Source organism: Gemmatimonadota bacterium, from assembly GCA_026705765.1.
In the GTDB taxonomy this organism is placed as follows: domain Bacteria; phylum Latescibacterota; class UBA2968; order UBA2968; family UBA2968; genus VXRD01.
In genome coordinates, this window is record JAPPAB010000011.1 from 59,697 (window position 1) to 73,239 (window position 13,543).

Consider the following 13,543-nt stretch of genomic DNA (forward strand, 5'->3'; position numbering starts at 1 on the left):
TTTTCATCCGTCCTGGTCAGGAGAGGACAACCCAAAGGGAGTTAGCTGATGGACACCACGTCATCAGCCGAAATTAAAGGTTGCCCTCCCATTTTCTTGAGTCCTGTGTCCAGGTTTCGGTTATGATGGCATTAGGATAACATTTATCAATAAGCAAAAATCGTGCCAATATGAACGTTTTTATAGAGAACTATACTCGTAATACCTTGTTTTATATAAAAAAGAGAGCCAATATGACTGTATAATATCGTCCCAAAATAGTCGGATTGGCTCTTACATAAGACTTTATATGGTCTTAAAAGACGTACTATGGTCTCAATGGTCCCGAGATTATTACACCCTTCATTATTTTGTTTGCAGGTGTGAAATTCAATATTATGTTTCTTTTGCAAGTGTGAGATTCAATGTATGAATCCGTTTTTTACCCATATCACAGGGTTCTTTCTATGATCAAGTCACTTGACCGCACGGGCACCTACCGGACTTATTCTATGGCCGATGGCCTGGCCGGGATGCGCATTGAACACATTGCCGAAGACAGCGAGGGGTGTATCTGGTTCGCCACCTGGGATAATGGCGTCAGTCGCTTCGATGGAAATGAATTCCAGAATTTCACCAAACAGGACGGTCTTATTGATGATCGTACTTATTTTGTTACACAAGACAGTCAGAACCGATTGTGGTTCGGGACAGCAAATGGCGTCTGCTGGTACGACGGAGCCAGATTCCATCATTTGAAGGACGATGGCATTGCAGACCGAGACGTGCGGTGCATCTACGAAGACAATGAGGGCCGTGTATGGTGCTGTGGTACCCGTACTATAGGGTATTGGGATAGCACTGCTTTCCACGACCTGATTCCGCTCTACCTTCAGAACTACGAAGAGCCTCCTTCTTCCAAGTGGCGTCCGTGTTGGGGTATTACTCAGGATCCGCGAGGACACCTGTGGTTTGGCTTCAACTACCTCATCCGCTTCAATGGTACATCCTTTCACCGCTATGATGAGAAAGACGGTTTTCCCCAGGATGGAACCGCCTATGCCTTAGATACGGACCATACCGGCAAGGTGTGGATTGGTCGGTTTGGAAATCGAGATGAACTCTGGTGCTATGCCGATGGCACCTTCCAATCTGTTCAGGTAGATTTGGGAGGGTGGATACGCAAAATACAGTGTGACCGTGAAGGTCGGATGTGGTTTAGCACTTCGGAAGGAGTATTGTATCAGGACGGTGATGGATTCAGCAGGTTTACCCCTGCCGATGGATTGCCCCATCCTGCAGTCAAAGCCGTATTTGAGGATCGCGATCATCAGTTCTGGTTTGCCACCTGGGGCGGCGTCGGTCTTTACGATGCACATAGTATCAGCGTTTTTGACCTCGGTAAGGCTTCTCCCAAAGACCAAAAGCCGATCGAGATCTCGCAGATCATACAAGACCGGCAAGGGAATATATGGATCGGACGTGTGTCACCCATTCTCACCTCCCTGAAAAAAAGCGTCGCCCGCTTTGATGGCGAGCACTTTGCATTTTTAGGCTCCGAGCAAGGCCTTGATATCGACAACTGTTTTTCTATGTACGAGGATCGCGAAGGGTATCTGTGGTTTGGCGGTTTCAATGGCCTGTTCCGCTACGATGGACAAGCGTTCAAAAAGATGAAAATAGCTGCGGTTTCAGGCGACAGGAGTATCAGTGCAATTGCTCAGGACGCGCAAGGTCAATTTCTTTTTGGCTATTGGGAAAAGGACACCTATAAAATCGAATTTATAAAAGAAGAACTTTCGGTCAGTCCATTAAAGCTCATTTACCAGCGGGACGAAGAGTTCCAAACCATTTTTGTGGAGGAGGAAAAGAAAGATGTTTTAGACCGTATTGGCACGGTGATTGCCGGGCGCGGTGGCGAGGTCTATTTTCATTTGGCCAGCCACAATTTCTCAGTTGGCGGCAGGGGACTGGCGCGCTGGCATCCCGAAGATGGGCTTAAATTTTATGGCATTGAAGATGGACTGATCGACGATAGGGTCACAGATCTTATAGAAGACCGCCATGGCAACCTGTGGATCGCTACTCTCGGAGGTCTTTGTCGCTTTGATGGCAGTACCTTCCAGACCTTCACGACTGACGATGGGTTGCCGAGCAACCGCATCCGTTGCGTGTTCGAGGATCGGCAAGGGCATCTCTGGCTCGGCACAGACCGGGGTGTGACGCACTACGATGGTCAGCTTTTCCAGACCATCAACTCACCGCATATAGGACCGGTTTGCCAGATACTCGAAGATCGCGATGGCATTTTTTATTTTGGCACTCTTATGGGTTCTATCATACGCTATCGTCTGCGGCAAACTTCGCCCCGAGTTCGCCTGCTTCAGGTGATTGCCGATAAGATCTATGAGAACTCGGAGGAGGTCATTGTATCTACGGCAGGCCAGCAGGTTATTTTCGAGTACAAGGGCCTGAGTTTTTCCACCCATCCCAGCGACATGCTCTATGTCTATCGCCTGAATGGTCATGATGCCGACTGGCAACCGGCAACTCGAAAAATGCGGGCCTTTTACCGGGACTTGCCACCGGGAGACTACACCTTTCAGGTCCGGGCGATAGACCGCGACCTCAATTACTCAGAGATCGCGCAAACGCGCCTCTCGATCACAGCAGATCCGCGCATCGAAGCATTGACGGACGTTATAAACCGTAGAGGAAGCCAGAACTTTATCGGGCATAGCGCGGCCTTGCGCGAGTTTCAGATCAATCTTGAAAAAATTGCATCTACCAATATGACCGTGCTGATTATGGGCGAGACAGGTGTGGGCAAGGGACTGGCAGCGCGGGCACTACACGCGCTGAGTACCCATAGCGATGGGCCTTTTATAGAGGTTAGTTGCGGTGCATTGCCCGGGACATTGATCGATAGCGAACTGTTTGGTCACGAGAAAGGGGCTTTTACCAGCGCAGTTTTCCACAGACTGGGCAGGGTGGAACTGGCAGAGGGTGGTACGCTCTTTTTGGATGAGATCGGCGATATGGCTGTAGAAACGCAGACAAAGCTGTTGCGCTTGCTGGAAGAGGGCAGATTTGAACGCGTTGGGAGCAGTGAGACGCGGATGGCAAAGACGCGGATTGTGGCAGCGACGAATCGCAATCTCGAGGAGATGGTCAGCAGGGGTGATTTTAGAGAGGATCTCTATTACCGTCTCAATGCCTTTCCGATGTATTTGCCGTCCCTGCGCGAGCGCAAGGAGGATATACTTGAGTTGGCCGAGTATTTCAAGACTCGCATGGCGACGCATTTAGGCAAGCAAATAGCTCCCTTGACGCCAGAAATTATTGCAGTGTTGCAAAGCTACGATTGGCCGGGTAATGTGCGGGAATTAGAGCATACCATACAGCGAGCCGTGGTCTTGTGTTCTGAGTCTCAAATTGGAAAGAGAGATCTGGGACTGCATAGTTCCCGAATCAAAGATACAGGTCGTGAGAGGCAGACCTTATCGGCTCCTCCTGACCGCGAATTCGTACCTTTAAATGAATTTGAACGCCGCCACATCCTCGACGCGCTCGAAGCCACGAACTATCTGATAAAGGGCCCCAGGGGCGCGGCGAAGCTGCTTGGGATACCACCTTCTACATTGTATGGAAAAATGAAAAGACTGGGCATCAAACTAAATCCTCGCCAATAAACTGCTGTCGTAACTATCTGCTCACCTCGAGTACAAACAAAAGCCCGTCGATCACCATTGATTGACGGGCTTTCTTATATTTATTAAATGATAATGTACAATGGTCTCGGGACCATTGAGACCATTGTACGTCTTTTAAGACCATATAAGGTCTTGCAAAAGAGCCAGTCCAACTATTCTGTGACGATATGATATAGTTAGATTGGCTCTTTTTCTTTATATAAAACAACCCTTTACGAATAAAATCACAGGAACAATGCCCATATTGGCACGATTTTTGCGTTAGATTTAACTTAGATTTCCTTTCTGTAATAGAAGTTAGCACAGTTCAATTCTTGAAAGGGAGTAACACAATGACAACAAAAACACATCACCGCATCTTGAGATTTGCATCCCTGAGCAGCATAATCCTCCTGCTAACACTCATTCTCAGCGGACACGCGCTTGCACAATTCACCTATACCTGGAAAACCGATCAAACCTACGAAGGGGTAGATAAGGCCACCCTCGTTCAACCCGTGCAGGTTATGTTCTTAAACCAGCCGATACAGGTCGTGCCCCACAGCGCATCACTGCGTATGATACAACAGTATTCCGTATTGCTCGGAACCGAATGGAGTGACGGACATGCTTACCGACTGCTCCAGACCTTTGAGTCTATTCCACAAGCCAGAAATAATATCTCCGATGAAATCCCCGGAGTGTCACCCTCGTTGTGGCAATTATCAGACCAGCACATTCAAAATGACATAGAAATTCGCATCCAGGACGGACAAAAAATCATCACCTTGTCCCGTGAGGCTTTTACGTATGCTGATCCATTGCTGGCTGAGATCGAGGGTGTGAGAGGCCGTTTCTTCTCCAAAAGACTCCACCATGCCGTCGTTCGCTATGTAACCGACGAGGGCAGGGATAGACGCGCGCTGAAGAAGATTTTAGAGAAACGCTATGGCGTGAGTATAGATGTGCCGGATTATACTGAACTTACACGGAACACCACGAAGGAACACGCAGGCCGGTTCGGAGAATTCAAAAACGAGGAATTGATAACCCTGGCGAGTATGCTTGAAGAATACCCACGGGGCTTACTCACAACCCCAGGGCTGAAATATCTGGTTCGACGATTAGATGGAACACCCCATCCCCTTTATCCCACTGCGGCTGCTGTGGCATGGACGAGCGCGGGCTATATTGAGTTTATGGAAAACGCTTTTAAGGGAACAGGCCTTGACGCCATCCACCGCTTAATACTTCACGAAAAAGCGCACTTCTTATGGGAACACCTCTTTGACGACCAACTCAAACAGGACTGGATTGAAATCGGTGGCTGGTATGAAAATCCGGATGATTCAGATGGCTGGTCAACGACCAAACAGACCGAGTTTGTATCTGCTTATGCACACGGCAAGAATCCGAATGAGGATATGGCAGAAACGATCAGTTATTATATCGTGAACCCCGACAAATTGCGCTCGCGTTCTCCCGCCAAATACGAATTTATTCGAGACCGGGTCATGCACGGCACGCGGTATATCTCTCGAATCCGCGAAGATTTGACGTTCCAGGTCTATAATCTGTATCCCGATGTGGTGTATCCCGGTCGAATCATACGGGTTGATATACAGGTTTTAGGCGAACCAGAAGCGGATAAGCAAATAGTAGTCGAGCTTGAACTTCACGGGGAAAATGACTTTGACAATGCTCAAGCAACAAATATCAGACTTTTCAGCCTAAAGGGAACCTATTTTGACTTCTGGCTTTATCCTGTAGATGCCAATGGCCAGTACACCAATGCAGGCCACATTTTGCGAGGCACTGAAACACTATCCAAACACGCGGCGCATGGCTATTGGGGTCCAGATCAAATTACCCTCAGGGATGCCCAGGGCAATGAACGCCACGAATCTCAGGTCGATTTCGGCTGGAAGCTCTATGTCAACAATCCACTCGCAGATGATAAACCGCCGGAGTACATCAAAAATTCAATGCAACTCTCATTGTCACAAGGCACGATAGAAGGCAGATCCTTGCAAATTCTCACCGCACGCTGGCGGATTTTTGAAGAGATCGGGATAAATGCCATTAGTACATATCTGAACGATACGAATGCCGAAACCTATTCTCGTCGCTCGGGGGGCTATGGAAATTATGATCCGCAGACTGGTGAAGCGAATGTTGAACTTAAAATTCCGGATTACTTTTCACAAGGGAAGTACGAAATCAATTACCTCTTTATGGAGGATATTGCGTTGAATCAGCGGGGTGTCTATTTCACCGATCCGGGACAACGTTTAAGCCTCGAAGATGTCGTAATAGATGAAGCACCCGCCACCATTGACATTCAAACGACAAATCCGGATGATACCCCACCCGTGCTCGATTTGAATCAGATCACCATTCAGGCAGAGCCGACCAATCCAGAAGCACCAAATGGCGAAACAAAAGTCGATATTAGCTTTAGAGTTAAGGACAACATCAGCGGGTATCATTGGGCAGATATGTTTTTACGCGATCCCAATGGCGTGAGGCACCACTTCAGGCATTACGATTCGGATTATTACAAAGTCTATTTTACACGCGATCCGGCTGTCTATGAAACCTACCATAAAACGGTCATCTTGCCCGTTGGCAGTATTCCTGGAACATGGGGTTTGGCCGAAATGAAAGTATTTGATAAAGCCTATAACATCCTTCGGGCGAACTTTACTGAAATCATCCGCTTTGAGGTACAGGATGTCCCCCTTATCTCTGCTGACTTTGATGGCGATGGAAAAGTCGCATTCGAAGACTTTTTGTTTTTTGTTAATGTGTTTGGAACCCAGACCGGACAGGAAAACTTCGATCCAAAATTTGATCTCGACGGCAATGGGGTGGTTGACTTTTCCGACTTCCTCATCTTTGTGGATTCCTTTGGCAAAACGGTCACTGGATAGCTGTCATACGGTCAGCATCACAAAGCCCGTCGATCACCACCGATTGACGGGCTTTCTTATTTTTGTGGTAGCCCAAACGTGCCACTCACCGAACTTTTACCCGTATTGGACCGTTTCCCCATCCATCACTACCACAGGAACAATAAGCGCACAATCGAAATCGGTCCTGAGCCTCCCAAAAAAATAGTTACTCAAAAGTTGCACCATCCCAATTATCTCAAAAGGTCTCTGTATTATCACGAGCTTCTCAATAAGGGACACATTGAATCTCAGACTGCACTTGCTGAACAGGTGGGCATTTCGAGAACGAAAACCCGATTGATTCTACAGTTGCCCAAGCTGGATGAGGAAATCAAAGACTTTATTCTCAAGCTGGATGACTCAGACCCCAGACTGGATTTCCTCTCTGTCTATCGGTTGCAGCCGTTACTTCAGGTTAAGAGTAAGGACAGGCAAAGAAGGAAATTTTGGAAAATGATCGAGGGGCAATATCCAAGCCAAAGTGCCTGTGAGCAGGTTGCGCTATCAAGACGTGATAGCTGAATAAAATAGATTGAACTTTTTCAAATGGGCGATATATTATCTTTGTCGGATGGATATATCGCCCATTTTATTTCTAACGGTAGATGAGAGAAATGACATGTCATTGACAAGGGTTGCGTCCACAACTGCGGACTACCTCGTGCTGTATGTGAAGCACCATGTGGATGGTACAGAATGATTGGAGTAAACCCTCGACATTATCCACGAAAGCGATGCGTTTGCCGAATTCCGGATTATGTCCCGATGCAACTAAACAGAGGGCTTACAGAGCCTAAATCAAGCCACAAACAGCCGTTTTGCCAACCGCAGGATCTCTCGACCATTTCGGCAACAGCATCTAAAGCGGGGTAACTCCAATTCATTTTTATTTTAAACCAGTAGAAAGAAACAACTATACAACGGGAGGAATGCATGAACTTACTTAATAAGTTCAGTGGCAAAAATGTAGAAAACAAAGTAGAGGAATATAGTGAAGTATATGGGGAAATTCTACTCGGTTTACACAAAGAATTAGAGAAACAGGGCGCACTACTTGAACAACAAGAGCAACACTTCAATTCTCAGGTAGAAAATTTGCATGGACAAGTAAAGGATGTTGGGAGTAGTCTTAAAAAACTTGAAGATCGCTCAGAGCAAAATCATTCGCAAATTACTGGTGAATTAGAGAAACAGGGCGCACTACTTGAACAACAAGAGCAACACTTCAATTCTCAGGTAGAAAATTTGCATGGACAAGTAAAGGATGTTGGGAGTAGTCTTAAAAAACTTGAAGATCGCTCAGAGCAAAATCATTCGCAAATTACTGGTGAATTCAAGTCATTTCGCTCTGTTATTGAACAATATCGCTTGGAGGCTTCTACTATAGAAGATATTAAAAATAGCCTATCTCAAGTTGTCCGAAAATCAGATCAGCAAAATAAGCATATTCAACTATTACGAATTGTGTGTGTTTTCTCATATGTTTTTGCTATTGGTGTGGGGGTAATCATATGGATGATAAGTTAAATTCTCTTGCCAATCAGTATCGAAATAATCGTGTATCAGGCCAATCGGTTAGAGATGCCATAGTGGAACTGTATCAGCACTATATCAAGAAGCACGAACAGGCACTTCTTGATGCGGCAGCAGCAGCTACAGCGGTGAGTGCCATATTCCTTACAGATCAGATTGATATGTCTCAAGTCACTCCGCAGATGGCTGAGGCATTCAGTTTAGCCTATCCGAATGTTGATCTTGCATCTTTGGCGGGTCGTTCTCCTGCTGAAATCGAAGGATTTCTCTCGGCTTGGAAAGGTAAGTATTTTGAAGTTCTCGTCAGAGATAAACTAAACGCAGGTGAATGGGTGGGCGATATTCACTTGGAACCCGGACAGACAGCTATGCTGGCGGAAAGCGCAACACAGCAGGGCTGGGATCTTCAAATAATTAACAGTGATGGCTCAATCGCCCAAGAACTCCAATTAAAAGCCACAGAGTCTCTATCTTATGTCAAAGAGGCATTAGAACGTTATCCAGATATTGATGTGTTAGCAACGGATGAAGTGGGTGATGCGGCAGAGAATATATTCTCCAGTGGTTTTTCAGACGAAGCACTAGAAAAAACTATCCGTGCCCCTATGGAAGATCTACTTGACGGACCGGTCGAAGAATTGCTTGAAACTGTTTTACCCGGTTTACCTTTTGCCTTAATTGCGGTAGGGGAAGGACGCCAGGTACTGATGGGACGAAAGACTTTTGATATAGCAATGAAGGAGGGATTATCAAGAGCCGTAAAATCTGGAGTCGCTATTGGGGCTGGTGCATTGGTAGCATTTCTTGATGGCGGCTTGTTAAGTATCCCTGCATCATTTTTGACTCGCCTCGGAATAGATCGCTACCAAACAATGAGGCGATCAATCCTGCTTTTGGATACGCGCATTGAGTCTCTTCAACAATATGCAAAAGCATCATCATAGGGCACTCTGATTTTTATTTTCTAAGGTGGAGTTACCCCGCTTCGGATGTTGTTGCCGAATTGGTCGAGAGGGAGTCTGTGGTTGGAAAAATGGCTGTTTGTGGTCTGAATTCAGGTTCTGTAAGCCCTATGTTTAGTGCGGCGGGACAAAATTCGGAATTCGGCAACAGCATCGCTATCCAGATCAAAATGTCTGTGAGCAGGTTGCAGTATTGGGGTTTGATAGCTAAATGAAATAGATTGAACTTGAACTTTTTCAAATAGGCGATATATTGTTTCTATTGATGGATATATCGCCTATTTTTTTTATAAAAATAGATGAGAGAAATGACCTGTCATTGGCAAGGGTTGTATCCACAACTGCGGATTACCTCGTGCTGTATGTAAAGCGCGATATGGATGGTACAGGATGATTGGGGTGAACCTTCTACATTATCCACGAAAGCGGGGTAACTCTAATTTTTAATATTTAACATTTGATCAATGGGGATTGCCAAGCCATATTGCCCCACCAGTAGTAACGTATAGTGGACAGGAGGGATTGCATGACAGGCCGAAATATATATATGGAGCAAATGACAAAAACAGATATTGATGGAATGGTACATCTGCTAAAAGATGGATTCCGGCAGATTCTTAATAGAGGCGGCGAGATCAATGAGGCCGATACCCGTTCTCTTCTCATAACACCAGTTCTCGACGCGCTCGGCTACTCAGCAGACCGTCGTCGGTCCGAACATTTAGAAAGTGGCAATCGCCCGGATGAAATATGCTATTCCCATCCTGTAACCCAAGACTCCAGTTATGCTTCGATTATACTGGAGGCAAAGCCCTATAATACTGATTTTGACAAGCCACAACAGAGCGGTAACCGATCTTCTTCCCCGGATAGGCAGATACAGCGCTACTTGAAACAGCATAGTGCGAGCGGTCCAAATACTCTTGGCATTCTCACAGACGGTCAACACTGGCGCCTGTACAAACGCGATGGAACCCCGACGTCCAAAAAGGCTGAGGTATCACCTGATATCAATTTTGTGCATGAGTACGATTTTGGTGTTTTCAATGAAGCAGAACAGACAAAATTCGATATATTCGATGTGCCCTATGAAGAGCAACTTTTGAATTTTATAGATATAACGACACAGGGGTTACTTGACATAGAGACGCGAATCCCTTTGAAGATGAGCCGCCTCGCGGATAGTTTGCTTGAAAGTATAAAAAACTATAGTCCCGATACCATCATAAGCCAAATATTGTGTTCAGATACACCGCATAACTTCGATTTAATAAAAGATGATATCATAAGAGAAATGCCTGCGCTATCTGGCATCCAGAAAGATATATACGAAAATGACTGGGAAAATTACGCTTACACCTATGGCCCCGTTATCGAATCGAGCGGTCCTCCCACTCTATTCAAAGACGGCCTCGGAAGATCAGATAACCGCATGGTGGTCGCCGCCGTGAAATACAACGCCTCTCCCAATGGTATAGGCAGGCAGGACTCCGCGATTTGCGCCCGCATATTCGCTAATGCCACTAATGCCAATGCCGCGCTTGTATTTACCTATGGTGTCATCTCAGACGATATAACCGAAGCTCGACTAGCGATTTGCGTCGAGGGCAAGGTCAATATGACTGCGGCATTCGACCCGGAGTACCCCCTGCCATCTGCAAAAACAGCGATTGAAAATATGCTCCAACTCATCCAAGAGCAGAGTACCAATCTGACGTCCGAAAAATTGCTCAACCCTCTCGCAGTGACGCCGCTACGCCAGCAGTTCTACAAGGAAGTCGCTACTTGGATAGGAAAATTACAGCAAGGAAAAACGCTTTCACAACGCCAGACAATTTTGCGCCATCTTATCCGAGTAATGTTCGTATGGATACTAAAAGAAGAAAATATCATCCCGCCTGAGCTTTTTGAGGATGCTTTCATAGTTAAAAGTATGAATGATTCAAACCGCCACCACTACCATCCTGAAGTACTGAGTTTTCTATTCTATGACAGGCTGAACACGCCCAATGATCGGCGGACAACGCACCCCAATTCCGTGCTCAATGACGCGATGAGCCGCGTGCCCTTCCTGAACGGCTCTCTGTTTGCTAAGCACGATGGGGATGACCAACTCTTTATCGCACCTGAACTCTACTGGAATACAGACGAAAAGAATCTCGGCCTGTTCACTATACTCTCCCGATACCACTGGACGTTGGATGAACACAAACCGGGAGAGAGCGAGCAAACTCTTGACCCCGAATTGTTGAGTAACCTTTTCGAGCGGCTTATCACACCGACGGAAACGGGCAAAAAACCTCCTGACAGGCAGCCAGACGGCACATATTACACGCCTGTGGATGTAACAGCTGAGATGGTAAAAGACGCGCTCGCCGCCGCCGTGCGTAGCTATGTGCCATCCCATATCACTAATGCCGATCTACTGGAACTTTTTGGGGATCCTAATGTGCAGCTACCTCTTATGAGCACTGAAGAGCGCTATCGGCTTACCAAACGTATCAATGAGTTGCGGATATTCGATCCCGCCGTAGGTTCAGGCGCATTCCTGTTCGGCGCATTGATAGCACTGAAGACAGCGCTTAATAAATTAGATAGGGATGACGACAGTAGCCGGATTACTGACATCATCAAGCGGCAACTATTCGGACAGGATAAGAACCCGTTGGCTATACAGATAACGCGGCTGAGATTGTTCATCGCTATTAAAGCTAATGAGAAAGACCTTGCAGGAAACGTCCCGTTGCCTAATCTTGAAGCGCGTATCATCTGCGCCGACACACTGGAAACCATAGCCCACTCCGGATGGCGTCCTGAGTCTGCGGGCGGTTTGGAAGTCTCCATTCCTGGACTTATGAGCACTCTTACAGCACTAGCCCAAAACCGCTCTCAGTGGTTTGAAGCTCACACAGAAGATGAAAAGATAAAGGTGAAGGATATTGACCAAACACTGCGCCAAGATTTCCAATCACTACTTAAAAACGCTGGAGCCTTTGCAAGCCGTGAACTCAAAGGATTTGCTGACTTTCCGTTGTTTCATCCACACCCCAAACCAGCGCTCACTGATCCAAGACTGTTGTTCTACGAAAGCCCCTGGCGCGGATTCGACATTGTGATTGGTAATCCACCCTATGAGAAGCTGCCCAAGGAACAGTGCGAATATCTTTCTGATAACAAGCTTTATCGCACCACAAACGTAAGGGATATCTATACCTTATTCTGTGAAGCCGCGCTGGCCTTGGCGAAACCAGACGGCGGAGTCATCACGATGATCGTGCCGTTCTCGATCTCTTTTGGACAGAAACAGCAACCACTAAGAGATATATTTGAGAGATACTGCCAGAGCATCAATCTGCGTCATTACGACAATATCCCCGATACCATTTTCAATGCTACCCCATTCATTAAAAAATGGAAAAACCGTCAAAGAACGACCATCATTACAGCGGTTCTTGGTAGTGAAAGTAATTCAATTATTAGGTCAACCGGACTGCAAGGCTGGCAAACAGCAGAACGAGAGCAATGCTTGGCACAGAGAAAGACGACCAAACTCCTGCGTTTCGGCACTAATGTGGACATTCGCATATCCGGACAGTGGCCGCGTATCCCAACAAAAGAAATCGCTGATATGGCACAAGCGATCATAAAGCAAAATGTCGCTATAGAAGATTACAGAAGTGATGAAGGCCAAACGCTGGCTTTTCCAAAGACGGCGTATCAATTTATTGCATCTATCCCGATGGGCATGGTCGAACCCAGAAACGAAAACCTATTTACTATAAAAAATAAAGATGCGCTACGTCTCTCAATGGCGGCACTCAACGGCCATGTTGCTTATGGGTGGTGGTGGATATATGGCGACGGATTTCATCTCAATCCTTACGAACTCACTAGTTTGACCATCCCCAATGCTTGGATCAAGCATCCACAGCCTGCGATAGATCTAGGACAGCGCTTGATTGAAGCCATACCGGAGTGTGTAACAGAAAAAAAGAACAGTGGCAAAATTTGGAAGAATGCTAATTTCCATCTGAAGTCCGATCTAGTCGAGGAGTTGGACCATCTGCACATAGAATCTTTGGGGCTTCCAGTAGAGCCGCTTCTGACGCATTTGCGAATTATGCGCTCCAGCAATAGCTATAATTACTGGGGGACGGTGTAACTATAAAGTCCTATATTTATTCGGTAAAGGGTGGGCATAAGGGAGGGACTGGACTTAATCAGGGCGCAGAGACTTTCTCTGACAATGAATGATACTGTTAAAACGCATAAGGAGACACCTATGATTTTATCACCAGAAAAATATCCCTTTGGAATAAAAATGGAGATGGCAATAAGTGAGGTTGAAAAGCGCGTGAAATCTATGGAGGGATTGAAGTGGGAGCGCAATGACGTAAATACCATAACCATCTACGATGTGCCG

Annotated in this window: 6 protein-coding genes; all 6 read left to right on the top strand. The window is 46.4% G+C overall.

Annotation, left to right across the window (positions count from 1 at the left end; all coding sequences use genetic code 11):
* Window positions 1-446: 446 nt before the first annotated feature.
* The 6 genes from OXH16_01610 to OXH16_01635 all read left to right on the top strand — a co-directional run bounded on the left by OXH16_01610 (window position 447) and on the right by OXH16_01635 (window position 13,282).
* The gene (locus OXH16_01610) at window positions 447-3,671 is read left to right on the top strand and encodes a sigma 54-interacting transcriptional regulator (GenBank protein MCY3680064.1); all 3,225 of its coding nucleotides are present in this window, start codon (window positions 447-449) and stop codon (window positions 3,669-3,671) included.
* Window positions 3,672-4,024: 353 nt separating this feature from the next.
* On the top strand, window positions 4,025-6,604 hold the full coding sequence (locus tag OXH16_01615) for a hypothetical protein (protein ID MCY3680065.1): 2,580 nt from the start codon (window positions 4,025-4,027) through the stop codon (window positions 6,602-6,604).
* Between the two features lie 78 nt (window positions 6,605-6,682).
* Window positions 6,683-7,147, top strand: coding sequence for a hypothetical protein (locus tag OXH16_01620; GenBank protein MCY3680066.1), 465 nt, complete (start codon window positions 6,683-6,685; stop codon window positions 7,145-7,147).
* Window positions 7,148-7,558: 411 nt separating this feature from the next.
* Complete coding sequence (locus OXH16_01625; protein MCY3680067.1) at window positions 7,559-8,152, top strand: hypothetical protein; 594 nt, start codon at window positions 7,559-7,561, stop codon at window positions 8,150-8,152.
* Window positions 8,137-9,102: a hypothetical protein gene (locus OXH16_01630; protein ID MCY3680068.1), complete on the top strand. Its 966-nt coding sequence runs from the start codon at window positions 8,137-8,139 to the stop codon at window positions 9,100-9,102. Before OXH16_01625 ends, OXH16_01630 begins: the two co-directional genes overlap by 16 nt.
* 544 nt (window positions 9,103-9,646) lie before the next feature.
* On the top strand, window positions 9,647-13,282 hold the full coding sequence (locus OXH16_01635) for an Eco57I restriction-modification methylase domain-containing protein (protein MCY3680069.1): 3,636 nt from the start codon (window positions 9,647-9,649) through the stop codon (window positions 13,280-13,282).
* Window positions 13,283-13,543 lie beyond the last annotated feature (261 nt).